The organism is Treponema sp. OMZ 855 (assembly GCF_024181145.1).
Taxonomy (GTDB): domain Bacteria; phylum Spirochaetota; class Spirochaetia; order Treponematales; family Treponemataceae; genus Treponema.
Genome location: NZ_CP051194.1, coordinates 158698 through 182459, shown reverse-complemented (window position 1 = coordinate 182459; position 23762 = coordinate 158698). Strand labels below are relative to the sequence as shown.

25 protein-coding genes are annotated in these 23762 nt (G+C 47.5%); 9 read left to right on the top strand and 16 right to left on the bottom strand.

The genetic code is table 11. From position 1 onward, the window contains the following. Nucleotides 1-43: 43 nt before the first annotated feature. The 14 genes from E4N65_RS01005 to rsmI form a co-directional block, all read right to left on the bottom strand. Entirely contained in the window at nt 44-2278 is a 2235-nt protein-coding gene (locus tag E4N65_RS01005; RefSeq protein WP_253673618.1) for an AAA family ATPase, read from the bottom strand. Continuing rightward, entirely contained in the window at nt 2271-3308 is a 1038-nt protein-coding gene (locus E4N65_RS01000; protein WP_253673616.1) for a hypothetical protein, read from the bottom strand. Before E4N65_RS01000 ends, E4N65_RS01005 begins: the two co-directional genes overlap by 8 nt. 14 nt (nt 3309-3322) lie before the next feature. Next, nucleotides 3323-3946 (bottom strand): TP0733 family outer membrane beta-barrel protein, encoded by a 624-nt coding sequence (locus E4N65_RS00995; protein ID WP_253673614.1) that lies wholly within the window; start codon nt 3944-3946, stop codon nt 3323-3325. 137 nt (nt 3947-4083) lie between these two features. After that, a complete protein-coding gene (locus E4N65_RS00990; RefSeq protein ID WP_253673612.1) occupies nt 4084-4647 on the bottom strand; it encodes a hypothetical protein in 564 nt (187 codons plus the stop codon). A 12-nt stretch (nt 4648-4659) separates the two neighbouring features. Next, the gene (locus E4N65_RS00985; RefSeq protein ID WP_253673610.1) at nt 4660-5256 is read right to left on the bottom strand and encodes a hypothetical protein; all 597 of its coding nucleotides are present in this window, start codon (nt 5254-5256) and stop codon (nt 4660-4662) included. A gap of 1 nt (nt 5257) precedes the next feature. Continuing rightward, the gene (locus E4N65_RS00980; protein ID WP_253673609.1) at nt 5258-5728 is read right to left on the bottom strand and encodes a hypothetical protein; all 471 of its coding nucleotides are present in this window, start codon (nt 5726-5728) and stop codon (nt 5258-5260) included. Then, entirely contained in the window at nt 5725-6747 is a 1023-nt protein-coding gene (locus E4N65_RS00975; protein WP_253673608.1) for an RnfABCDGE type electron transport complex subunit D, read from the bottom strand. The genes E4N65_RS00980 and E4N65_RS00975 overlap by 4 nt, the downstream gene beginning before the upstream one ends. Then, entirely contained in the window at nt 6737-8014 is a 1278-nt protein-coding gene (locus E4N65_RS00970) for a 4Fe-4S dicluster domain-containing protein (RefSeq protein ID WP_253673607.1), read from the bottom strand. The genes E4N65_RS00975 and E4N65_RS00970 overlap by 11 nt, the downstream gene beginning before the upstream one ends. Beyond that, the gene (locus tag E4N65_RS00965; RefSeq protein WP_253673606.1) at nt 8011-9468 is read right to left on the bottom strand and encodes a hypothetical protein; all 1458 of its coding nucleotides are present in this window, start codon (nt 9466-9468) and stop codon (nt 8011-8013) included. The genes E4N65_RS00970 and E4N65_RS00965 overlap by 4 nt, the downstream gene beginning before the upstream one ends. A gap of 3 nt (nt 9469-9471) precedes the next feature. Continuing rightward, complete coding sequence (locus tag E4N65_RS00960) at nt 9472-9957, bottom strand: divergent PAP2 family protein (RefSeq protein WP_044014052.1); 486 nt, start codon at nt 9955-9957, stop codon at nt 9472-9474. Nucleotides 9958-9978: 21 nt separating this feature from the next. Further along, nucleotides 9979-10908 carry a TrmH family RNA methyltransferase gene (locus E4N65_RS00955; protein WP_253673605.1) on the bottom strand — a complete coding sequence of 310 codons (930 nt, stop codon included), beginning with the start codon at nt 10906-10908 and terminating at the stop codon, nt 9979-9981. A gap of 6 nt (nt 10909-10914) precedes the next feature. Beyond that, nucleotides 10915-12063 carry an iron-containing alcohol dehydrogenase gene (locus E4N65_RS00950; RefSeq protein ID WP_253673604.1) on the bottom strand — a complete coding sequence of 383 codons (1149 nt, stop codon included), beginning with the start codon at nt 12061-12063 and terminating at the stop codon, nt 10915-10917. 103 nt (nt 12064-12166) lie between these two features. Continuing rightward, entirely contained in the window at nt 12167-12451 is a 285-nt protein-coding gene (locus tag E4N65_RS00945) for a flagellar biosynthesis anti-sigma factor FlgM (RefSeq protein WP_044017012.1), read from the bottom strand. Nucleotides 12452-12498: 47 nt separating this feature from the next. Then, a complete protein-coding gene (gene rsmI, locus E4N65_RS00940; protein WP_044017014.1) occupies nt 12499-13173 on the bottom strand; it encodes a 16S rRNA (cytidine(1402)-2'-O)-methyltransferase in 675 nt (224 codons plus the stop codon). Between the two features lie 61 nt (nt 13174-13234). On the opposite strand from rsmI, the gene E4N65_RS00935 reads away from it, so the two are divergent. Genes E4N65_RS00935 through E4N65_RS00915 form a run of 5 tightly spaced genes read left to right on the top strand, consistent with a single transcriptional unit; the run spans nt 13235 to nt 16041 of the window. Next, nucleotides 13235-13648, top strand: coding sequence for a hypothetical protein (locus E4N65_RS00935; protein WP_253673603.1), 414 nt, complete (start codon nt 13235-13237; stop codon nt 13646-13648). After that, nucleotides 13633-14403, top strand: a complete 771-nt coding sequence (gene yqeC / locus E4N65_RS00930; protein ID WP_253673602.1) for a selenium cofactor biosynthesis protein YqeC — start codon at nt 13633-13635, stop codon at nt 14401-14403. Before E4N65_RS00935 ends, yqeC begins: the two co-directional genes overlap by 16 nt. Then, nucleotides 14300-15181: a selenium-dependent molybdenum cofactor biosynthesis protein YqeB gene (gene yqeB / locus E4N65_RS00925; protein WP_253674851.1), complete on the top strand. Its 882-nt coding sequence runs from the start codon at nt 14300-14302 to the stop codon at nt 15179-15181. The genes yqeC and yqeB overlap by 104 nt, the downstream gene beginning before the upstream one ends. A gap of 9 nt (nt 15182-15190) precedes the next feature. Beyond that, a complete protein-coding gene (locus E4N65_RS00920) occupies nt 15191-15727 on the top strand; it encodes a 4'-phosphopantetheinyl transferase family protein (protein ID WP_253673601.1) in 537 nt (178 codons plus the stop codon). Between the two features lie 20 nt (nt 15728-15747). Then, a complete protein-coding gene (locus E4N65_RS00915; RefSeq protein ID WP_253673599.1) occupies nt 15748-16041 on the top strand; it encodes a hypothetical protein in 294 nt (97 codons plus the stop codon). Between the two features lie 84 nt (nt 16042-16125). Here the strand turns inward: E4N65_RS00915 and E4N65_RS00910 are convergent, their stop codons facing one another. Together E4N65_RS00910 and E4N65_RS00905 are read right to left on the bottom strand one after the other, a co-directional pair. Next, nucleotides 16126-16812 carry a metal ABC transporter ATP-binding protein gene (locus tag E4N65_RS00910; RefSeq protein ID WP_371921845.1) on the bottom strand — a complete coding sequence of 229 codons (687 nt, stop codon included), beginning with the start codon at nt 16810-16812 and terminating at the stop codon, nt 16126-16128. Nucleotides 16813-16890: 78 nt separating this feature from the next. After that, entirely contained in the window at nt 16891-18378 is a 1488-nt protein-coding gene (locus E4N65_RS00905; protein ID WP_253673595.1) for an HDOD domain-containing protein, read from the bottom strand. Nucleotides 18379-18595: 217 nt separating this feature from the next. On the opposite strand from E4N65_RS00905, the gene E4N65_RS00900 reads away from it, so the two are divergent. From E4N65_RS00900 to E4N65_RS00885, 4 genes are read left to right on the top strand one after another with little or no spacing between them, the layout of a single operon-like run. Next, nucleotides 18596-19441, top strand: a complete 846-nt coding sequence (locus E4N65_RS00900; protein ID WP_253674849.1) for a sulfide/dihydroorotate dehydrogenase-like FAD/NAD-binding protein — start codon at nt 18596-18598, stop codon at nt 19439-19441. 55 nt (nt 19442-19496) lie between these two features. Further along, nucleotides 19497-21008, top strand: a complete 1512-nt coding sequence (gene gltA / locus E4N65_RS00895; protein WP_253673594.1) for an NADPH-dependent glutamate synthase — start codon at nt 19497-19499, stop codon at nt 21006-21008. 18 nt (nt 21009-21026) lie between these two features. Beyond that, nucleotides 21027-22406 carry a tryptophanase gene (locus E4N65_RS00890; RefSeq protein ID WP_253673593.1) on the top strand — a complete coding sequence of 460 codons (1380 nt, stop codon included), beginning with the start codon at nt 21027-21029 and terminating at the stop codon, nt 22404-22406. Between the two features lie 26 nt (nt 22407-22432). Beyond that, the gene (locus E4N65_RS00885) at nt 22433-23758 is read left to right on the top strand and encodes a sodium-dependent transporter (RefSeq protein WP_253673592.1); all 1326 of its coding nucleotides are present in this window, start codon (nt 22433-22435) and stop codon (nt 23756-23758) included. The last annotated feature ends 4 nt before the right edge of the window (nt 23759-23762 follow it).

Genomic DNA, 23762 nt, shown 5'->3' with positions numbered 1-23762 from the left:
AGAAACTAAGGATTGGGTAAAACGCCGTTATGGTGGAGTTCCTCTAAAGGGAAACACTCATGTATACGACGGTACGGGTATACACGGCAGGTTTTCTACACCGCTGTTCCAGCTGCTGAATGATTTTTTCGAGAGCACCTTCCTCCGAACCAAAAGCCTTACGGATTGCCGTGCCGTATTCGGATTCTGCCGAGAACCATCGGCCGAGTTCCGCCTGCGTTACCAGCCGCTTCTCCTGATAATCTACCTTTTTCAGCAGCTGTATACGGTAATCTGCTTTTTCGGCGATGTTTGCAACGGTGTTTTCCGTCCATGCGGTACGTGTATTTCGGCTATCGGAAAAAAAGGCTGCCTCGGCAGCCGCAAAACGATTTACGGATTCGTCAGTCGGGAGCAGTGCCGACAGCCGGAGTCCCTGTTGCGGAAGCGCGAATGCAAAAATGATACGTGCACCGGCGGTATGCTCTTGCGCGATACGGGAAAAGAAAGCGGTAAAACCGTCCGCAGTCGCAGCGGGGTTATACGAAAGCACAACATCAAACGCCAGCTCAGGAAAAAGCGTTCTATACTCTGACGCAGCGGATGGGGTTTCATCGAGCTGAGTAGCGGCAGGTGTTTTTTCACGAGGGTGGGTACAGGCTGGAAGCACGGTCATAATCGGACGGTTTAAAAATTCAAAGGTTTCCGCGTATCGCTGTGCGGATTGCAAGGCTTCTTGGTGTTCAAAGATTCCTGCGGTACATCCGTTAAGGGTGATACGGGTACTCGGCCACAGCAAAAGCCCCCCGTCAGCCCGGTACACCAACACGCGGTCATCGGCGGACAGGTTTGCCAGCCCGATAAGGGTGTCCCGTATCTGCTCCAGTATTTCGGCGCTGCTGCCTTCCGTCCGTGCCTGCCAATCTTCAACCGTAAAGGCATCCTTCTTTCCCTCGGCAGCTTCGTGTATGGCAGCCAGCTGGGTTTCCCGCTTTGCCAGCACCTCATTCCGTATCTTTTCTTCGTAGCCGGTGTATCCGGGTGTGTAAAATACCCTGCCGATCAGTTCGTCGGGCAGATACTGCTGCGCAATCCAGTGGTCGCGGTAGGCATGAGGATACAGGTACCCTTCTCCATGCCCGAGTGATTCTCCATCGCGGTTTGCATCTTTCAAGTGATTCGGCACCTCGGTTTGTTCCCTTTCTACCGCCTTGAGAGCGTCAAAGAAACCGAGCGAGCTATTCGATTTAGGGCATGTCGCAAGATACAGCGCTGCATGGGTGAGGTGGTACCTGCCCTCCGGCAAACCGATACGATCAAAGGCTGCCGCCGCACTTGTAACAACGGTCAGCGCGTGAGGATCGGCAAGTCCGATATCCTCGCAAGCGGAAATAAGCATACGCCGAAAGATAAAGTGAGGGGACTCCCCTGCCCGCACCATTCGGGCAAGCCAGTAGAGCGCCGCATCGGGGTCGCTCCCTCGGATGGATTTTATAAAGGCACTGATGATATCGTAATGGTAATCGCCGTCCTTATCGTAGAGCACCGCTTTTTGCTGGATACTTTCCTCAGCGGCTTGCATGTCGATGATGATTTCCGTACCGGCAGGCGGCGGCCAGTGCTCGGTAGAGGTTTCAACGGCTAACTCAAGCGCGTTTAAGAGACTGCGGGCATCACCTGCGGCGGTTTCGACAAGATGCTCTAATGCGCCTTCGGTAAAAGAGACCTTCCATTTTCCGTAGCCCCGCTCCGTATCCTGCAAGCACCGTTCCACAGTCCGGTACAGGTCGGCATCGGTGAGCGCCTTGAGCTGAAATACCCGACTGCGGCTCACTAAGGCTTTATTCACTTCAAAAAAAGGATTTTCGGTTGTCGCGCCGATAAAGATAACGGTTCCGTTTTCTACCCACGGCAGCAAAGCATCCTGCTGTGCGCGGTTCCATCGGTGTACTTCATCGACAAAAAGAATGGTCGGTTTTCCGTAGAGTTTTTTATATTGTTCCGCCGATGCAATCGCATCGCGTATCTGCTGTACGCCTGCAAGGACAGCGTTTAAACTTAAAAAATTACTTTTGGTATGATTGGCAATGACTTGAGCAAGGGTTGTTTTTCCCGTCCCCGGCGGCCCAAAAAAGATAACGGACGAGAGCCTGTCCGCTTGGATGGCTCTCCTTAACAACCGCCCTTTTCCGACAATATGTTCCTGCCCGATATATTCATCAAGACTGCGGGGGCGCATTCGTGCAGCAAGCGGAAGCCGTTCCGCCGCCGCCGCTGCCTCGAATAAATCGTTACTCACGGTTCCATTCTATTTGACCGGGATTGTAGAAGCCCCACAAGCCGCTATATTTTGTATTGGGATCGTTTACACCGGCATAGATGACATAACCGGTACCGTTCTCAAACGCATAAATAGGATTAATCACATATTTTCCAACGCTGTTGTTATATTGAAGAATATTCCCTGGCGGGACGGAAGAATCTGCGGACCCCGCTTTAATCGATTGTGCACCCGCAAGAGTAGGAATATCGCCGGCAAGCTTAATTTCTCCATATCCCTTTATACCGCTGATCAGTACTAACTGCTTATTTTTCAAATAGGTAATACTTTGCGGGCTGCTTACGCCGTGTACAATATTTGTCCAAGTCGAAGCACTGCCGTCATAACAGTACAATTTCGTGTCGTCAACAACAAAGACTGAATTCAGTGTAGGGCCATCACAAATACCCTTTAGTCCCGAAGAAGGACTCCCAGTTATCTTTGTACTGTCATTCTTGTAAAGACCGTCTTCCAATAAGCAGTATAAACCGGCCGCACCGACCGGCGCCTTGTCGGTAGGCGACGCCCATGTATTCGGCGTGCCGCTCTCAATAGCGCTGCTTATCGTATAGGCCATCGTATTACCGTTCTTTAGTGAGTTGACGGCAAAAACCACCCGCGTTCCGAAAACAGCCTTCGCCGCTAGTCCGGGCACCTTATTCCAAGATTTAGCTCCCGTGTCGTACCAATAAATTGTGAAGGTATCGCCTTGCCCGAATGCGGCATAGAGATCGGAGCCACTGACAGCAAGTCCTGTACAACGACCCAAGGGGCAGCCGCTCAGCTCCGACCATTTTCCTGTTTCTCCCTTTGCCTTGTACCATATTTTTCCGTTTGAAGCATATAACGTACCGGTTATCTCAACTATTCCGTGGACGAAGCCTTTAACGGATGCAGGGTTGAGCTTTACCTCCTGCTCTATAGCAGCAAATATCGGCGGGTTTTTACATGCTGATAAACCGATTATGACAGAAGTTACAAAAGCAATCACAAACATTCTTTTCTTCATAGTTCTGTTCCTTTTTAAAAGTGATACCGGGCAGCAAAGCCGATATTCAAGAAATTGCCCGTACGATTCAAGCTTGAATCTTTATACCATTGCGGAACAATATCCCATGATAATTCGCCGCCGAACGACCATTCGGGGGAATACTGATAGAAAACGCCGGCTTGCGGTCTAAAGAACAAGCTGAAATACCGTGTACCGTTGTAGGATTGAAAATCACCGCCGATCCCGAACGTGAGCGGAATACGGATTTTTTGAATTGCAAAAGTATATCCTGAATTGATGGTAAAGGGAATGGCAAAATAGAGATTACTGCCGCGCGTTAAATGAAAGGTAAAAGCAACATCACCGCCGATGGAAACTCCTTTCGTCAGATAGTGAGTATAACCGAGGAAGATGCTGCCGCCCGGATAAATCTTGGGGTTAATCGCAAACTTATTCGGCGAGGTATTAAAAAGCGGTATCCCCAACTGTAACCCCATGCGGATAAACTGATCGCCCTTCCGAATAGGTTCATAAACATAAGCGGCAATAGGGGCTTGCGCAGACGGTGTTTCCGGTTCTTGAGTTTCGGCAGCTTCTTGCGCAAAGGTATTCCATATCAAAACAGAAAAAAAGAAAAATAACCAACAACGTTTCATAAAGGAATTCAACTCCATCTCATTTTATAGGATTGGGCATCTCTAAAAACTCACGTATAGATTTGTAGAAGATCCCGATAAAACAATATCAAACTTGCCTTGTAAAGTATCTGTAAACAATCACCCTGTACCATAAGTTACAGAAGCGCCGGCGTTAACCATGCAACGTCCCATGCATAGAGCGCTAATGCAATCAGCCCCATACTGATTAGTAATAGCGGTGCATTTTTCCATTGTGTACTGACATTGCTTTCCTCAACCCTCCGTCTGACGGCACAAAGCACAAACGACCAAACAAGCATACTTACTAAGGCGCTCACCAGAATAGCAATCAATTCGATATAGGTGAAAGCCTGATAGAGGGCAAAGATAACGGTACCGCCCGAAAACAAGCGCTCCCGTATCAGCCGACTTTCAGAATGTTTAAAAAATATTCGGTGTACGGTCAGATCGCACAGATATACGATTATCAATGCGGCAATCGGCGTTATACTTACGATATCGAGCGGTAATAAAATAGAAAATTCAAGCAGCCAGCTGAGTGACGCAGAAATGAGTATCACTGCACCATCCCGTAGAATAAACGGAATCACTACGCGGGTTGAACGCGCATTCATCGAAAGGCGTTCCAAACCGATACCGTGCAAAAAGACTAATGAAGCAGGAAAAGTATAAAAAAAGATCAAGGATGCAATAAACATACGGAATCTCCCCTACTGCCGGTTTCGATACGATTCATCGGTTTGGAACGGCAAAAGTTCACCCTTATGAAAACTGCGGAAAAGCCAGAGTGCAACACCGAGCATCATAAGAACACCGGCGCTGCTCCCAAAAAATTTAAGCGGTAAAGGGAACGGGATAAGCGTAATACTGAATAAGCCGGAGCGAGCAGGTAAAGAAACCGTACCGAACACCACGAGTTCCCGCAATATCGAAATAGCCGCTAAGAGAATCGAATAGAGTATCGGCATTTCAAACGGATATTGGCTTGAATCATACATACCGATGCTGATAATCAGTATATACGAAAACCCAACCATATATATGTATCTTTCAAGGCTAATTGCCATCACGGGAAAAATTGCCCCTACGATTTGCGCATATAAGGCTGCCGCAAAAATAATATCAAGGTAGAGTATCATCTGAGAAAACTTATCAATTTTAAAATAAGCGATAAGCATCTTACTTACTATTCCGACAGCCAAAAGAAACCAAAATTCCGCAATAAAGATCAAACCTTCAGCAAAATGAGCTGCGAGGGGGATGACCGGACATAAACCTAAAAAAAAGACAATAGATTTGTTTATCATATTACCACCACTCCCACCGCTTCATTACCGTTTCAATTTTATCTTGCTGCATTGCAACGGCTGTCTGCGTTATTCCGTAGCGCTCCGCTTGCTCCGGAAGGGCGTCAACTCCGGCGAGTCCGCAGAAGATGCAACCGATTGAGCGTTCATAAAAAAAGACGGCAGGATAAACACCGTACTTACCGGTTAGCGGGAGCATAAATACAAAAGCTTCATATCCTGAGTATGATGCAGACAATACAGTGCGGAACGGCAAGCCGGATACTCTTGAGTTACCAATGCCCGTGATTGTTATTTGTTGATCCTTAAAGCCCGGATATGCACGGCAAAGCTTTTCTGCTGCGGCGGTCAAATATTGGGCATCCGCTTTTTTCCGTAGATATGACAGCCCAAAAAATGAGGCAAAGAATACAAGCACAATTCCGGCAAGTGCGGCATATTTTTTTAAAAGGTATTTTGCAGCATCGGTCATAATGCACCTCGTCTTCTTTTATAAAAATATGCTTCGAGCCACTCGATGAGGGGGGTGAGGCAATCAACAAATAAAACGGCGAAAGGAATACCGGCCGGTATCGCACCGGGACCCGCAATACAAAAAGCTAAGATGCCGGTCAGTATACCCGTGATGAATCTCCCTTCCCATGAACGGGGAATAGAGCCGCTGTCGTTCATGACAAAAAAGGCCGAAAAAAGAGCGCCGCTCGTCAGTAGCGCAGATAATATATCACCCTGTCCGTATGCACTTGCTTGCGCTGCGGAGGGAAACAAATACACAAGCAGACCGTAAACGATCAAAAAGGTAAAAGGAAGTGTTTTATGAATCGTTTTTACTGACAGCAATACAATCGAAGAACATAACGTTAAGAGATTATAACGGAAAGCCGGTACGGCGGATGGATAATGAAGGAAAAGACTGATATACCCTTCCGGCAGCGTTACATCAACCCCGTGCAAAAATGTTGAATTAAACACTGACGTTATATATTGGTCGGCCGGTGTCTGCAACAGACCGGAACCGTTCATCGCTGCAAAAACGCTGCCGCCGGAGAGAATCCGATCGGCACTGACCGGCTGTACAAAGCAATCGGGCTTGCAGACTGCGGCAATACAGACGGCAAGCATAACCGGATTAATCCATGATGAACCTTTTCCGCCGAAAACACCCCAGCTGAAAAAATAACTCATAAACGCGATCAAAAAGCTAAAAACGAAGCCTCCGTTAACCGGTAGGAAAAAACCGATCAACAATCCGGTTACGAGCGCATGAATATCAAAGGTACCCTTCCCTTGCATATAACCGATAAGAAAAGACGCAAGCGCTGCCGCCGCTCCGGCAGATATGACCAGAAAGATACTTGCAAAATCGTGCATAATACCCATTGCGATAAGCTGAAGCGATAAGAGGCTCAGCACGAGTATAGCTGTCTGCCGCGCATTCATACCGGTATAGACGTAAGGCGCAGGAGCGAGCATTGTACGGTTATACGGCATAACTATCTCCTCTTGCTGCTGCCGATTTGATAATCGCGCTTAACGGAATACGTACCGGACATACTGCCGAACAACAGGCACAACCGCTGCATAATGCAATAGAACGCAGCGTTTCGGAGGTGTACCGGTCTCTTTGAATATGGCGTACCGTATCGATGGGATCGATATATGCCGGGCAGCTCCGCAGGCATTGTCCGCAGTGCCCGCATTCCTCCAGCTGTTGCTGAATGTTGATATCGTTCCCTACTGCATGAATTGATTTAATCCCCTTACCGGCGGGTAGGTCTAAACTATCAATCAGAGTTCCGCGCAATAAGCCGTTCAGAATGATATGGGTGTTTTTGCTCTTAAAGCCGCCGCATTCTTCTATCAGGTGTCCGATCGGTGTCCCGATGCGTACTTTAATAACCTTGGCATGTTCCAATGTCTTGCCGGTAAGGAGCAAATACGTTGTTAACATCGGTTGGTTATGCTGCACCGATTCATAAACCGACAACGCAGTCGAAGCGTCGATCACGACAGCATCTTTTTCTGCCGAACGTGTATGGGCAGTTCCTGCTGGATAGGTTTGCGGGATGGTGAGATGTGCAAGATCGCGGTCGGAAATAACGGTTCCGATTGTATCAAAAAGGGTGCGGTCTTTCTTTTCCGTACCTGTTTCAACGATGATTTTTGCGGCGCCCATCGCATGAGCGATAATGCCGATTCCTTCTGCAACTTCGCGGATAAAACGGTGCGCTAAAAAAGAATCCAGTATACAGGTAGGGTCTTTATCGTAAAGCATAACGGTTAGTGTTTTTACACCTTGCTTTACCGCCGCTCTAATATCTTCTGCAAGAGAAACCGTTTCTCCTGAAGTATTCACTAAACCGGCATGGTCGAGGAAATGAATCAGCCCTATCTGATCACTTTGCTTCCATAAGTACGGAGTACGTTGCTTCCCCAATATACCGAAGCTGCCTCCTGTTTTGATATGGAGTCCGCGGAATGAATGACCGTTCGGAAGCTGTGCGTCAACAATCCCCGAAACAATACCGGGAACCGAGGCATGAACGTGCGCCGATAAGCTATTCCCTGCACGGGCAACCATCTGTCCTTCATTCACAAAATCTCCTACGGAGACCAGCGGAAGGCTGCTCATTTGTGTTCTGAATGCAAGCGGAACCAACGCATATTGCGGCAGAAAAGCATTTCCTTCAAATTGGGGATCTAAGCGGATATATTTTACTTGCTGTTGTCCTCGTTTAAATCGTATAAATTCCATCATCGTATTTTGCTCATTATAATCAGAACACAGGGAAATAACAACGTGCCGAGGATAATAAAAAATGAGGCAAACGGAGTCAGTGTAGATACATATAAGGGGCGATAGGCAGCAGCAGAAAAACCGGCTTGGGCTATCAGCATCTTTTCTAGCGGAAGCAGCGCCAGCCGTTCATTTCTTAAAGCTCGAAGAATAAACACCGTATCGAAGGAATAGATAACTCTTTCTTCACGATGCAGTTTTCCCTCTGAATTCTCATAATAGGAATCAAAGTACACCCGCATATTCGGTGTAAGCGGCTGGAGCGGTTCATGCACATTCAGGTAGGGTAAAACAGCCGTATACCAATAATCTTCTATATAGTTACTTAAATCGGGGAGATAATCTTGCGGCCGCGATGCCTGCACGGTAAAAAAGCCGGAATCGGTAAACGGAATCGGCTGCCGTGAAACCGGCTGAGGCGCGTTCAATTTAGCGGCAGCAGAACTCAAACGGTTCGTTGAGAACACAAGCGGTATAATTGCAGACACCAGCAGCAAACAGCCGGTTAAAACGGTCGCAGTAATTGCATATCGTGTATTCCAAAACTGCGTCCATGATTGCGGATGCATGGCAAACAGCTTTAACGAAGGATGTTGACGGTACTGCTCCCAATAGGTCTCTTTCAGCTGTAAAAAGCTGTATACGGAAAAAAGTATACTTGCCGATAACAGCAGCGCCAGCAAGAAAAAACACAGCGGAACTATTCCATCGATAGCCGCAGTCAACAGCGGGGCAGCAGGAAGAATCAGCATGAATATATTATGCTTTATCCGCTCTTTAAGCTGCTTCCACTGAATGGTCAATTCGTTTTCCAGAGCCTCCAACCAATATGCGGCAGTCAATATACTTAACAGGGCAGTTGCAGACGATAAACTGCTTTTAATACAAAAAGCGTAACAGACAAAGCTGAACGCAGCGGCAAAAAACAGCAGTTTTTTACGGGAACCGGCAATACAGTAGGCAAACAGAATAAGCGCAAGCAGCCCTTGTATCGGACTATATGGAATAGCAGCTTCAAGAAAAAAATGAGCTCGTTTACCGTAGAGCGAAAAATAGAACGAAAGGTATTTAAAAATCGAAGTATATGGAAGATACAGATATTGATATCCGCCGTCGTCATCGCGGAACCATCGGGTATAACGGCCGATATCGGTAAATGGAAAGCGTTCATGCCGGCCGGTTCCTAGTAATGAAAAGCGGTTTGAAACGGAAAACTCCGATGCAGCTCCCGATATACCGGCCTCTTCCGCAGCAGAAACATACCGTTCAATATCGTCCGAACAGGGAACCGCTGCTATCCGGTACCCATCCCACACAGGAGCATAAAAACGGAGAGGAAAGATAATAAAAAGCAAGAGGATTCCGGTTGCGATGAACGCCGACAAGAAATATAAAAAACCGTTCAGCCGCTTCATGGGTTATACTGTATAATAGAGTGAAAAATAACTTCCGATTACAACACCGAGAATCATACCGGCAAAAACTTCAACAGGGGTATGACCTTGAACTTCTTTCACGGGCTTAAAAGGTATGTCCATTGTTTCGGCCATTTTAGCGCCTACTTCGTTTAACATTTTTGCTTGAAGTCCGCTTGAACGGCGGACGCCCATTGCATCTCTAATAACAATCATCGCAGAAAAAATAGAAAAAATAAATAAATCCGAAGAAACGCCCTGTTTAAAACCGATTGTAGTCGAGAGAGCCGTCACAAGAGCAGAATGACTTGAGGGCATCCCTCCTGTGCGCCATACCAATAAGTCAAAAAAGACCGGCAGAGAATGTACTGATGATCCGCAAAATCCGATGAATGTTTTGATAAATTGACTCAAAAGCCAGCTTGTAATCGCCGCTAAAAAAATCGGGTTTTGAGCTACAATTTTAACTTGTGTAAAAAAAACCTGCATCTTGTGGACAGTTTTGTATAATTAACAGCTTTTGTCAAGCACCGTATCTTTTAAAGAGGCTATCCAGCATTGCATGAGGATACCGAATGCGACTGCAACATTGAGCGAGGCTTTGATGCCCTTCATCGGAATGCTGACAATACCGGCGGAAACCTTTTTGAGGGCTTCCGCGCTGAGCCCCAGTTCTTCGGAGCCGAGCAGGACAATGCCGTGCTTGGGGAAAGAAAAAGAGGTAATCGGAGTACCGCCGGTTTCAAGCGCAAAGACGGGTAAGTCGGCAGGCAGAGCTTCAAGCGGGCAATATTCCCACGGTAGAAAGTGAGTGCATCCCATCGCCGACCGCTGCGCACGGGGCTGTTCGGGGGAAACGCAGCCCTCCGACAAGAGCAGCTTTTCCGCACCGAAAGCCTCTGCGGTACGGAATATGGAACCGAGGTTAAAGGGTGCGCGGATATCTTCGGCATACACATAAACGCCCGGATAAGACGGGCGCATTACCGGAATCGCTGCCGACGGTTTGCCGGTCTGTGTTTCTGCATCGGGCGCTGCCGGGTTCGGCACGGTTGTATCATGCTTCGGTGTATCGATGCCATAGTGCAGCCCCGGAGCGATTAAATCCCATTCTGAGGGCTGCACGCCACTCTGCCGGTACAGCGCATGGCGCAGTGTATTAAATAGTACGCGGTAATCTCCGGCGGTGAGCGTTTCCGCACGTAAGGCGGAAATATAGGTTTTGACGGCAGCGGTAATAACGGAATCGGACGGATACATTGACGCAAGATGCGCACAAAGCCCTTCGATATAAAATGAATCGCAGGAAAGAGAAACAGCCGAACACGGTAAGCCGGAAGGAACCGGAACACATTCGGCTTCAAGTATCTCAAGGATTTTAATAACCTTGCGTATCTTTTGAGTAGTAGGGAGCCGGACAAGCTTAAAAAGCTCAATCATGCGTTATTAATACGCTTGTTTAAGCAGCTCAAACACATCGTCGCTCCGCATCGGTTTGGGGATATAGTTCATAAAACTGAGCGACACGGCGTCTTCGGAAATGGCAACCAGCTGCTCAATAGACAAACCGATATCTTTTAAACGAGTGGGCAGATTAGCCTGAGCTAAACGGCGGCGGATTTCTTCGATAGCGGCCTTTGCGACATAAAGCGGATCGACACCGCGTGTATCAACATTCAGCATCCGCCCGATCTTTAAGAGTTTGTCGAGATTCGATGTTTGTGCATTCGTAAGGATATACGGCAAAAGAATGGTTCCGACTACCGAGCTTGAAATATTATAGCGGCTTGCACATGCAAGGGCGATGGCACTGCCTAATCCCGGACTGGAAAAAGAAATACCGATGGCGGTTAAACAGGCTGCTTCCGCAATAACCGTTTCGCGGGAAGCACCGGTAGAACGTCCGTGCTGCGGATCAAGCGACAACAAAAAGCGATCGATTGCTTTCCCTAAAATCGTTTCCGACAAAAAGTTTGTTTTTGAGGAAGTATATCCTTCAAACGCAATACCGACACCTTGAAGAATAGTTGCCGTCGTTGCATTCGGTGCAAGGTTTGAATAGCAAGCGGTATCGAAAACGCAGAGCTTACAGAGATCCTTCCGCACTTTTAACAGATGAATTTTTCGTGAACGAGCGTCAACAATCGGACTGAACGGAGTAAAGGTAAACGGTTCGCGGCAAGTAGCGGGAACTTCGATAAAAGGAAGCGGTTCCGCCGTACAGGGCTTTCCTTCGATAAAATCATAGATGGAACCGCTTTCATTATACAATGAGGCAACAGCGCGGCCGACTGCAACCGGTCCCATACCGCCGGAGGCAATAACAGCATCGATAAAGACTCCGCGTGCAAGACTTAATGCATTTTCGATAATATCGGAGTCGGCGGAACGTTTTACACCGTCAAATACGAGAACGGATATTCCCCTTTCTTCCAATGCATCAATAACTTTTTTTGCAATACCGGTTTCATGCAGCAACGGATCAACAATAAATAAGAATTTTTTTCCAAACTGAACGGCTTCCGCGCCGATTTTTGCTATGGAGTAACTTCCGAGGATAATATTTGATGTAAGCTTAAAGGTAAAACTAGACATACTCGTATTCCGCCTTTATTTCAGGTTTTTCGGGAGAAAATATATTAGCGATTAAAACTGCGTTGAAACGGCACCATACAGTTTAACCGGGCGCCGCACTCTTTTAGAGACCGTAATCGTCTAATATCCTGTCAGCAACGAGTTCCAAGAGAGCATTATTTATATATGAAGGATCTGCAAGTTTTTTCTTTACCTCAGCAACCTTATCTTCACGAATGTCCGGTGCATTTCTCACCGCTTCCAATGCGATATTTGCATCTGATAATACCCGTGCTTCATTTGAAACGGAAACCGCATCGGTTTTACCGAATGCTTCAGTCCTTTGCGTCCGCTGAAGAGGTTGTACAGGTTTTACAGGATCAATTCCGTTTAGTCTATCAATCGTCATGTTTTTTCCGCCTTCCATAGCTTTTATCGGCATTTTTATCGAAAAAATTAAGCTCTTCCGGATACAAAAACCGAAAACTCGCCTTTTATCGATTGCCGCTCCTGTAATGTATGTAAAATATCCGATACCGAACCGGATAAAATTTCTTCATGCAGTTTGGTCAACTCGCGGCCGACCACTACCTGCCTCATGCTGTCAATATCGGCAATATCTTGTAAGAGCTTAATAATTCTGAACGGGGATTCGTAGAGTACGAAACCCGTTTGCATATCGAAAAGCTCCTGCAGCCGCCGTTTTCTCCGCCCCTGTTTAGGGGATAAAAATCCTTCAAAAAGCACCGATGAGTCGCCCGTTCCCGCAATGCTGACCATAACCGCAAATGCGGAAGCGCCCGGGATAGGGACGACAGGATACCCTGCCTCACGTACCAGCTTGACGAGAACGGCTCCGGGGTCGCTCAAAGCTGGAGTACCTGCATCGCTCGCATAAGCGACGTTCTTTCCGTCAGCCAATAGACCGATAATTTTCTGCGCAGCTTCTGCTTCATTCTGCGCCCTGCACGAAATAAGCGGCTTCCGTATCTCAAAATGAGTTAAAAGCCCCAGCGTGTGCCGCGTATCCTCGCAGGCAATATAGTCGGCCGTTTTGAAAATTTCCAATGCCCGTACTGTAATATCGCCTAAATTTCCAATCGGTGTTCCGACTACATATAACGATGCCACTATAAAAGTATACTGCGTTTTATAGGTTGTCGCAAGTCCGTGAATCGTGTATCTTATTGGCATGGGTACGTTTCTTTCACCGCTTTCGTGGTTCATATTGGTGTTTATCGGTATACTATTAATGGTTGTCGCCTATTTTTTGTTTACTTTCAGCAGCAAAAAAACCGGAACTGCCAAATATTTACCGAAAGGAAAACCGGGTGCGCCCGGCGTCTGCCCTGTTTGCTGTACCGTATTAAGGAAAGGGGAACAGCTAAAAACAAAGGTTTACCCATCGGAAGGAACCGACCGATTATGTTCAATCTATGGGTGTCCTCACTGTTATCCGATAATAGAACCCGATGCAGACCGCTTTTGTCCTGTATGTAAAGCACCTATTCCAGCCGATTCATACCTCATTGCCCGGCTATTTGACCGCGGTAAAACGGATAAACACGTGCGCATTCTCGGATGTAGAGCATGCCGGCACGCATAAACCGACAACGCCGTATCCACAATTTTAATCGCAGAAGTATAGGTTCCCTCACGGAAAAACTCCGCCTCTGCCGCGGCGATGTCGTTTCGTTTATCGGGAGCGGCGGCAAAACCACCTCCATGATTACCGTGGCAAATGAACTTGCGGCACAGGGATTGCGCGTTGCGGTAACTACTACAACAAAGATGGGAACGCGTGAAAAGGGGCGGCTTAATGCCTCCGTGTCTTTCTTCGGCACGGAAACGGGAGAAAAGCTGAGTGCGCCGCCGCCGGAAGTCATCGATGCTATCTGTGACACCTATGATGTGGTGTTAATTGAAGCGGACGGCAGTAAACGGCGGGCGGTCAAGGGGTGGAACGATACCGAACCTGTCATCCATCCCCGTACCACAAAGACGGTAGGACTTATTTCGACACGGACACTCGGCAAGCCGGTGAATGAAACATGGGTACACCGGACGGAACGATTTTTGAATATTACTTCCGCAAAGATGAATAAACCATTGCGGCTTACCCATATTATGCAAGCGGTTTTTCATCCGAACGGTCTTTTTTTAAAGGCGCACGGTACCTGTTTTGTACTCTGTGTTGCGCCGAGGAGCGAACATGAAGCAATCCGCACCGCTTATTATCGTACGCGGGGCAGGCGATTTGGCCAGCGGGGTACTGGCAGCAATCCATATTTGCGGTTTTCGTGTCCTTGCACTGGAAACCGAAAACCCTTCCGCCATTCGCCGCACCGTTGCGTTCAGTGAGGCTGTTAGGATTGGGCATTGCTCAATCGAAGGAATCGAAGCACGCTTGATTGCAAAAGAGCAAGTCGCAGCAATTCTGTCTGCGAACGATGGTGAAGCGGGTACCGATACTACGGCTGATTTCCCCGGCGCAGAGGCAATGACAGTCGGTATAGAAACCGGCGCCGCTGCCGGTTCCAAAGCAAACCGTCCAAGCTTTATCCCCATTGCGGTTGACCCTACGGGAGAGTTGATCAGTGAGTTGCAGCCTGCCGCCGTTGTAGATGCCATCATTGCGAAAAAAAATTGCGGAACGCGCCTCGATATGGCGCCGTTAGTGATTGCGCTGGGGCCGGGCTTTACCGCCGGGAAAGACGCGCACATCGTTATCGAAACCATGCGCGGGCATAATTTAGCGCGCTTGATTTATCAAGGAACGGCGCTCCCCAATACCGGCGTTCCCGGACTGGTCGGCGGAGAAAGCGCCTTGCGGGTTATCCATGCACCGGCGGCAGGTACGCTGCGCGTTCTGCGCGATATCGGCAGCTCGGTTGCCCGCGGCGAAACCATTGCCCGCATCATACATACCGACGGCAGCGTCACCGACGTTGCCGCTTCGCTTAACGGAATAATCCGCGGTATGTTGCCCGACGGGTTTACCGTCCGCAGCGGCCTTAAAATGGCGGATATAGACCCGCGCCTTACCGAGTTGAATAACTGCTTTACCATTTCCGACAAGGCGCGTGCGCTCGGCGGGGCGGTATTGACGGCGCTGCTTTCCCGCGGTATTGTGCCGTGAAATAGCATTATGACGGAGTTGCGGATTTTCCGGCACAACGGATTATCTTTTGAACAAGAACGTACACAGGCAAGGGAAGTGCTGAAGGCTGCTCTTGTCGAACGGCTTCCTCATTGTCCCGAGCAGCTTGTGTTTGAATATGGAAAATACGGGAAGCCGTACCTAAAAAATGCGGCATGGCACTTCAGTGTATCGTATACGCATGGGGTATGCCTCATTGCATTATCAGACGCTGAGATCGGCGCTGACATTGAACGGCTGCGCGCTGCGAAACCGCATGTTGCAAGCCGTTGTTTTACCGATTCCGAAAACCGCTATCTTTACCAAGACATGACGTTGTTTGATAAACGGTTTTACGAGTTGTGGACACAAAAAGAGGCGTATCTCAAATATACGGGGGAGGGGTTTTATCGTTCACCGAAAAGTGTCGATGTTTTATCCCAGCCTATCTGCGAATGCCTCTATACTTTTGCAAATAATGATGCAATAATTTCTTTATGCGGCCGAAGCATACATCCCGTTTCGGTCTATCAGGTTTCTTTATAAGAAAAGTAAGAAGGTGGTTTATGAATCAAGATATGGCAATACTGTGCGTTATCGGCGCTCTTTTGCTTATTATGATGATAAGTTGGACTATCAATCTTGTACGGGCGGCAAAAAATAAGCAGCCGCTGCGCTGGTTGGGGCGGATTGTATATATATCCGGAATCCTTTGTATCGGCTTGAATGCAATCCGCAGTTGGCGAATCTACGAAAATAGTGCCGGTATCATTATTGCGGCTCATGCGATCGCCCTTTTCAGTATTTTATCGGCTCTTATCCGGTCGGAACGGCAGCATAACGAACAAAGCAAGCCGTGAACAAAGTTTGTTTGAGGCGTTTGTGCAAAAATCGGTGTGTACCTGCTTAAAAAGCAGCTGCCGCAGTCGGTTGGTATTTTACGGTCATGAGAGCCGTGTATCCGAATTGTACGGCGGACGGCGGAAGTGAAGAAACTCCGCGGCATATTTTTGCGGATTGCAGAGATGCCCGCATCCGTTTGCGAGATGGAAAATATCGGTTGAGTTGAGTACCGCCGCGTCAAGGTTATGTTCAACGGAGATAACCGTCAGCCCCTGTTCCGTATTCAGTTTTTTAATAAAGGTATAAATTTCCTGCTGGCTCTGTATGTCGATTCCCGTTGACGGTTCATCAAGGATGAGCAAGTCCGGCTCACCGATAAGGGCACGGGCAATGTACATCTTTTGCAGTTGCCCGCCGGACAGCGTCCCCGCCAAAGCATACTTGTAATCAAGCAGCCGGACATCCGAAAGATAGCGGTCGATAACGCCCTTGTCGTGCTGTTTGCGTAATATCCGATAAGAATTTAAGGTTTCGTAAACGGTAATGGGAAAGCCCGTTATCGCCGCTTTTTTTTGCGGCACATAGCCGATACTACGTGCGTTGCAGCGGATAGTCCCCGTATCGGGAGTCAGCAGTCCGAGAATCAGCTTTATCAAGGTGCTTTTTCCCGTGCCATTTTCTCCGACAATCGAGATATACGCCCCTTGCTTAATCGTAAGGCAGAGATTTTCAAATAATACTTTTTTACCGGCGCCGTACTTAAACGATAAATTCTGAATACAGACCATTCCGCACGCTTCGGTATGTTCGTGTGCGGGACTAAAAGCCGGCAAAAATGAAGATTCCTGTCCATTCATAAAAATACGTTAGGCCGGTTCGTGAAATTTTGCATTGAGTTTTTCACATATTTCACGCAGCTGTGATTCATTTTCAATATTATGCTGCCTGAGCAAAATCGGCGGAATTTGATAGTAGCTGATATTTCCGTCAAAGAACTGCAACATAAATTCAGCAAAACTGACCGTAGAAATAAGCTCATAATATTTTTTAGGGGCAGCTTCCGGTTCATATTGGTATTTTATCGTATTGATAATAGCGGCGGGTAAATGCCATTTTTCAGCAACTGCAACACCGATCGCTTGATGCTCCATCCCCGACATCACGCTCTTGATAACCTGATCGGGAATATTTTTTTCGGCTTTCAAGTCGTCGATTTTTTCCAATACTTCCGGATAAATGGAACTGAAAACAATCTTACCTAAATCGTGCAAAAGAGCACAAACATATATTTCTTCGAGAAGTTTGGTCTTTCCCTGCATTTTAGCAAGGTTATATGCAAAAAATGCACATCGATAGGTATGATCCCACAGCCTTTTTTGCTCATTCCCCGTTACTTTTAAAACTTGCAGCGTTCCAACGGAATACAACAGATGCTGAATACCCCGTATACCGGCCATTTTAACCGCTTCGGTAATACTCATACATTCCTTTGTAAGCCCGAATGCAACAGAGTTAACAAGTTTTAACAGGTCGGTTGTTAATGCAATGTCATCACTGATAAAAGAGGCAATTGTCCCCATTGTCGCATTCGGATCGTTGATAAGATGCTGTATTTGCATAATTTTTTCGGGAAATTGCGGAATTTCGTCAATGTAATTGACAATCGTCTTCGTCAATTCTACAAGGTGCCGGTTCGCTTCAAAATCAACCGGAATGGTAATCCGGTTAATCGTTAAGTCTTTTTCCGAAATTAATTGGAACGCATCTTCTTGCAATCCGATTTTTTTCAGCATGAGAAGCATGATAATTAAACCAAGTCCCGCACCTTCCGTATCATCGATGGCCTGCATAAAAGCTTGATCCATATTTTCATAGTCCCGTGCAACCACCATTCGGTCGAAAATACGTTTGAATTCAGTTGCGACCATTTGGACATTATTGCGTACTTCGAAAATAATGTTTCCTTGCTTTACCTGCATAATAACTTTAATATAAAGACCTGCTTTTTTTTGTTGCTGCAGATAATAATCGATGTTCTCGAGACTTTCTTGTTTAAAATTGAGCATACCTTCGTCATAGGACTTCTGATCATAAATATCAAAGCCTTTTTCTTTAAAATACACCCGTTTTGTATTTGCCTTTTTCGCGTTCGTTGTCAGTTCACTGAGACAATAGACAATATAGTCTTGAATTGCATCTTGATGAATTACGCTAAGGAAAGCCTTTGCAACATCGACAATATAGTTTTCCGTTTCCTTGGGGAGCGTATAGGTATTAATCGAGATGGGGATATTCATCTGCACCGCTTGTTTAATCTTGTTTTTATCTACCGGTATAGTTGCAACATTATCCATATATTTAGTATAAGAGAAATTGATAATTTTCGCAATGCGTTATGAACAAAAAGCAGCGGCTTCTGCGGGTACCGGTAACAATCAGACCGATGCCTCTACCCTGATACGAAGCAGTGCGTGTATTGATATTCCATACTTTTGCGGGTAAAATATCGCACACGTGTATCACTGCAAACCGATACCGTATTTTTCCTATATATAGAGAAGAGGTCGAATGATTCACACAATTTTAGAGAAGAAACAATTCTCAAAAGATGTTTTCTATTTGCGCGTTGCTGCGCCGGAAATTGCCCGTCAGAGAAAGGCGGGACAATTTGTCATTATTCAGCTTGATATCGATTACGGTGAGCGAGTTCCGCTTACCATCGCGGATGCCGATCCTGACGCGGGGTGGATCGCGCTTGTCGTTCAGGCGGTTGGAGCTACCACGATTAAGCTCTGTCAGAAAGAGGTGGGAGATTCGGTTGCGGCAATCCTCGGGCCGCTCGGCAATCCCACTCATATCACAAAAGTCGGAAAGGTAGTGTGCGTCGGCGGCGGCATTGGTACGGCGCCTTTACACCCGATTGCCCAAGCCTATAAGCGTGCGGGTAATGAAGTTGTTATCATCATCGGCGGGCGTACAAAAGAACTCGTTATTTTCGAGGAAGAAATGCGTAAGATAGCGGATGAACTCATTATCGTAACCGATGACGGAAGCTACGGCAGAAAAGCGCTGGTTACCGAACCGCTCAAGGAAATCTGCGAAAGCGCCGCGCCGCCTCAAGAGGTTATTGCAATCGGCCCGCCGATTATGATGAAATTCTGCGCAGCAACAACCCGTCCGTTCGATATTCACACAGTGGTCTCGTTAAATACGATTATGATCGACGGTACCGGAATGTGCGGCGGCTGCCGCGTTACGGTTGATGGAAAGACAAAGTTTGTCTGCGTGGACGGTCCCGAATTTGACGGACACAAAGTCGATTTTGACAACATGATGATGCGGATGAAAGCGTTTAAGGAACGGGAAGATCACGATCGTCATGTATGCAGAATCGGGCTGTCGAACGGAGCCAATTAAGCCGAACAAGGATAAACCGGCATTTTCGGAGACTTGCCGGATAGAGGAGTATGAAATGGAAAATGAAAATACACATACCGAACATCACTATGTGCCCCGCGAAGAACTTGCGGAACAGGCAAAAACATATTGGGGTGAACTGAAAGATAAAGAATTAAAAATGAAGGATCGCGCGGCTATTCCGATACAGGAAATGCCGGTGCTTGAACCGCATGCCAGAGCACGCCTTATGGACGAGGTCGCAACCGGCTACACCGAAGAACAGGCACGGATAGAAGCGGAACGCTGCTTAAACTGTAAGAACCGCCCCTGCGTACAGGGCTGTCCGGTCGGCATCCCCATCCCCGAATTTATCACCTGTATTCAAAAGGGAGATTTTAAGGCCTCCGTCGATACGATTAAAACGACGAACTTACTCCCCGCTATCTGCGGCCGCGTATGCCCGCAGGAAAAACAGTGCCAAGCGGTATGTACCGTCGGCAAGATGCATAAATCGGTGGATAAGGCGGTTGCAATCGGCAGATTGGAACGCTTTGTTGCGGATTGGGAACGGGAAAATAATAAGACAACGATTCCGCCGATTGCTCCCGATACCGGAAAGAAGGTTGCGATTATCGGCTCGGGGCCTGCGGGGCTTGCCGCCGCCGCCGATATCCGCCGTGCCGGTCATGCGGTAACCGTATTCGAAGCCTTCCACAAAACGGGCGGCGTTATGGTCTACGGAATCCCTGAATTCCGCCTCCCCAAAGACATTGTCGCTAAAGAAGTAGAAAATCTGAAAAAGATGGGCGTCAAGTTTGAAACCAACTTCTTAGTCGGACGGACGGCAACGCTGGAACAGCTGCTTCAAGACGATGGTTTCGACGCCGCCTTTATCGGTACCGGCGCGGGGCTTCCTAAGTTTATGAACGTCGAGGGAGAAAACCTCATCGGCGTATTCAGCGCAAACGAATACTTAACCCGCGCCAATTTGATGAAGGCCTATCAAGAAGATAAGGCAGACACGCCGCTATATCCTGCAAAGGTTGTTGCGGTTATCGGCGGCGGAAACGTCGCGATGGATGCCGCCCGTATGGGATACCGGCTCGGCGCCGACAAAGTGTACTGTATTTACCGCCGTACTCGTGCCGAAATGCCCGCCCGTGCCGAAGAAATCGCCCATGCGGAAGAAGAAGGCGTCGAGTTCTGCTTTTTGCAAAACCCGACACGCTTTATCGGCGACAAAGACGGCAAGGTGTGCGCAGTCGAAGTGCTGAACTACGAGCTTGGTGAACCCGACGCTTCCGGCCGCCGCAGCCCCGTCGCCATTCCGGGTACCGAACATCAAATCCCGGTGGATACGGTTATCGTTGCGCTCGGCAATAGCTCTAACCCGCTGATGGCAAAGACGACGGAAGGATTGCAGGTAACCAAGACCGGCAACATCATCGTCGATGAAAACCAGAAAACCAGTATCCCGAAAGTGTGGTCGGGCGGAGACATCGTACTTGGCGCTGCCACCGTCATCCTCGCGATGGGCGAAGGACGCAAAGCGGCGGCGAGTATTAACGAATATTTAGCACAGTAACACAAAAGGAGAAGCCGTATGAAAAAGTATGTACCGGAACCGTTTAGAATCAAAATGGTAGAGCCAATCAAAATGACAACCCGCGAAGAACGCCTCAAAAAACTTGAAGCAGCAAAGTACAATATGTTCAACCTGCGCGGGGAAGATGTGTACATCGACTTATTAACCGACAGCGGAACAAACGCAATGAGCGATAAACAGTGGGCGGGTGTGATGGTCGGTGATGAGGCGTATGCCGGCGGAAAAAGCTATTTTAAATTGCTCGAAGCGGGACAGGATATTTTCGGATATGAATTTATTCAGCCGGTACATCAAGGACGTGCAGCGGAAAAAGTTATGTTCCCCTTATTGCTTAAAAAAGGGCAGTTCGCTATTTCCAATATGTTCTTTGATACGACACGAGCGCATGTTACGTTATCCGGCGGAAAACCGGTAGATTGCGTGTGTGCGGAAGCAAAAAAACCGTCCGTCTATGCTCCGTTTAAGGGCAATATGGATGTTGAAAAACTTGAAAAGTATATCAATGAATACGGCAAAGAAAATGTCGGCATGATTGTTATGACCATTACCAACAATTCTGCCGGCGGTCAGCCCGTATCAATGCAAAACATCCGCGAGGTTTCTGCGGTCGCAAAAAAATACGGCATCTTATTTAATATCGACGCCGCTCGTTTTGCGGAAAACGCCTATTTTATCAAAGAGCGCGAAGAGGGATATAACAATAAATCCATTAAGGACATTGTACGCGAGATGTTCAGCTATGCCGACACCTTCACGATGAGTGCAAAAAAAGATGCAATCGTCAACATGGGCGGCCTCATCGGTATCAAGAACAACAAAGATATTTACCAGCTGATTAAAGGCAACTGTATTTCGTTTGAAGGTTTTATTACCTACGGCGGTCTTGCCGGCCGGGATCTGGAAGCCTTGGCGATTGGTTTGTACGAAGGTATCGATGAGGCATATCTGAAATACCGCAATGCTTCTATGGAATATTTGGCATCTCAGCTGCTTGATGCCGGTGTTGCCATCCAAAATCCTGCGGGCGGACACGGTGTTTACGTCGATGCGAACGCAATGTTCCCGCACATTCCCTACTATGAATTCCCCGGCCACACACTCTGTGTAGAGCTGTACAAAGAAGCCGGTATCCGTACCTGCGATATCGGGTCGTTCATGCTCGGCAATGATCCTGAAACAGGCAAGCAGATTAAGTCCGAATTTGAGTTTGCACGGTTAGCTATCCCACGCCGTGTATATACGCAGGCACATTTGGATGTCATTGCCGAAGCGTTAATCAACATCAAAGAGCGAGCTTCGCAGGTGAAAGGCTACCGCATCATCTGGGAACCGCCGATTTTACGTCACTTTCAAGCTCATTTGGAACCCATTAAATAGTCCTAAGCGGGCATTCGGAACGCGATATGATACATAAAGAAACACGGCGCGATCAATTCGGCTCACAGTTTGGATTTATTCTTGCTTGCATCGGTTCCGCCGTCGGTATGGGGAATATCTGGCTGTTCCCGTTTCGTGCCGGGCAGTTCGGAGGTGCGGCATTTTTAATTCCCTACGTCATCTTTGTTACTTTTATCGGATATACGGGTATTGTTGAAGAAATGTGTTTAGGACGGGCAATGAGAACAGGCCCGCACGGTGCGTTTCTGAAAGCGACTCAAATGCGCGGCAATAATTCCGGAGCTGCTATCGGATGGATTCCCGTTATCGGTTCGCTCGGTATTGCAATCGGATATACAGTTGTAGTCGGCTGGATTATCCGCTTTACGGCGGGAGCTTTTTCGGGTTCCATGCTTGCAGCGGAAAACAGCGGTGCATACTTCGGAGCCATTGCCGGACGGCTTTCAAGCTTACCGTGGCACAGTACCGCAATTATCGGTTGCTTTATAATTATGGCAGCAGGTATTTCATCAGGTATCGAAAAAGTCAACAAAGTGATGATGCCGGCATTTTTCGGCTTGTTTATTATTCTTGCCATTCGTGTTGCGACATTACCGAAAGCAGCTGACGGATATACCTTTTTATTTAAAGCAGACTGGAGTAAATTAGCTGATGTAAAAACATGGGTTTATGCACTTGGTCAAGCATTCTTTTCGTTATCCCTCGCCGGAAGCGGTACTGTGGTATACGGCAGCTATTTGAAGGATAATGAAGATGCTCCAACCAGTGCAAAATTCACGGCGATATTCGATACCCTTGCAGCGCTACTTGCGGCATTGGTTATTATCCCCGCAGTCTTTGTGTATAACCTTGAACCGACAGCAGGGCCTCCGTTGATGTTTATCACCATGCCGATGATCTTTAAAGAAATGCCTGCCGGCACCCTGTTTTCGATTATATTCTTTGTTGCGGTATTGTTCGCCGGAATTACCTCACTGATCAATCTCTATGAAACACCGGTAGAAATGCTGCAGCAAAAGTTTAAGCTGAGCCGGAAAGTTTCGCTTCTGATTGTGCTCGGTCTCGGTTTTCTTATCGGATTGATTGTTGAAGACGGAAACATACTCGGTACATGGATGGATGTTATCAGTATTTATATTATTCCGCTCGGAGCCTTACTTGCCGGTATTATGTTCTTCTGGGTATGCAATAAAGATTTCGTGTTACGCGAAGTTTCAAAAGGCCGCTTAAAACCGATCGGCAGCGCGTATGTTGTGCAAGGAAAATATCTTTACTGCGGCGTTACCGTCATCATATATATTCTCGGTATTTTCTACGGCGGTATCGGTTGATTCT

What these genes read in the sequence shown, in the direction of transcription:
- E4N65_RS00945 (WP_044017012.1), bottom strand. Translation starts at nt 12,451, where the DNA reads ATGACGATTGATAGACTAAACGGAATTGATCCTGTAAAACCTGTACAA.
- E4N65_RS00955 (WP_253673605.1), bottom strand. Translation starts at nt 10,908, where the DNA reads ATGATTGAGCTTTTTAAGCTTGTCCGGCTCCCTACTACTCAAAAGATA.
- E4N65_RS00890 (WP_253673593.1), top strand. Translation starts at nt 21,027, where the DNA reads ATGAAAAAGTATGTACCGGAACCGTTTAGAATCAAAATGGTAGAGCCA.
- E4N65_RS00905 (WP_253673595.1), bottom strand. Translation starts at nt 18,378, where the DNA reads ATGGATAATGTTGCAACTATACCGGTAGATAAAAACAAGATTAAACAA.
- gltA (WP_253673594.1), top strand. Translation starts at nt 19,497, where the DNA reads ATGGAAAATGAAAATACACATACCGAACATCACTATGTGCCCCGCGAA.
- E4N65_RS00885 (WP_253673592.1), top strand. Translation starts at nt 22,433, where the DNA reads ATGATACATAAAGAAACACGGCGCGATCAATTCGGCTCACAGTTTGGA.
- E4N65_RS00915 (WP_253673599.1), top strand. Translation starts at nt 15,748, where the DNA reads ATGAATCAAGATATGGCAATACTGTGCGTTATCGGCGCTCTTTTGCTT.
- E4N65_RS01000 (WP_253673616.1), bottom strand. Translation starts at nt 3,308, where the DNA reads ATGAAGAAAAGAATGTTTGTGATTGCTTTTGTAACTTCTGTCATAATC.
- E4N65_RS00965 (WP_253673606.1), bottom strand. Translation starts at nt 9,468, where the DNA reads ATGAAGCGGCTGAACGGTTTTTTATATTTCTTGTCGGCGTTCATCGCA.
- E4N65_RS00935 (WP_253673603.1), top strand. Translation starts at nt 13,235, where the DNA reads ATGGGTACGTTTCTTTCACCGCTTTCGTGGTTCATATTGGTGTTTATC.
- E4N65_RS00975 (WP_253673608.1), bottom strand. Translation starts at nt 6,747, where the DNA reads ATGCCGTATAACCGTACAATGCTCGCTCCTGCGCCTTACGTCTATACC.
- E4N65_RS00985 (WP_253673610.1), bottom strand. Translation starts at nt 5,256, where the DNA reads ATGATAAACAAATCTATTGTCTTTTTTTTAGGTTTATGTCCGGTCATC.
- yqeC (WP_253673602.1), top strand. Translation starts at nt 13,633, where the DNA reads ATGCCGGCACGCATAAACCGACAACGCCGTATCCACAATTTTAATCGC.
- E4N65_RS00910 (WP_371921845.1), bottom strand. Translation starts at nt 16,812, where the DNA reads ATGGTCTGTATTCAGAATTTATCGTTTAAGTACGGCGCCGGTAAAAAA.
- E4N65_RS00980 (WP_253673609.1), bottom strand. Translation starts at nt 5,728, where the DNA reads ATGACCGATGCTGCAAAATACCTTTTAAAAAAATATGCCGCACTTGCC.
- E4N65_RS00950 (WP_253673604.1), bottom strand. Translation starts at nt 12,063, where the DNA reads ATGTCTAGTTTTACCTTTAAGCTTACATCAAATATTATCCTCGGAAGT.
- E4N65_RS00960 (WP_044014052.1), bottom strand. Translation starts at nt 9,957, where the DNA reads ATGCAGGTTTTTTTTACACAAGTTAAAATTGTAGCTCAAAACCCGATT.
- E4N65_RS00990 (WP_253673612.1), bottom strand. Translation starts at nt 4,647, where the DNA reads ATGTTTATTGCATCCTTGATCTTTTTTTATACTTTTCCTGCTTCATTA.
- E4N65_RS00995 (WP_253673614.1), bottom strand. Translation starts at nt 3,946, where the DNA reads ATGAAACGTTGTTGGTTATTTTTCTTTTTTTCTGTTTTGATATGGAAT.
- E4N65_RS00970 (WP_253673607.1), bottom strand. Translation starts at nt 8,014, where the DNA reads ATGATGGAATTTATACGATTTAAACGAGGACAACAGCAAGTAAAATAT.
- E4N65_RS00920 (WP_253673601.1), top strand. Translation starts at nt 15,191, where the DNA reads ATGACGGAGTTGCGGATTTTCCGGCACAACGGATTATCTTTTGAACAA.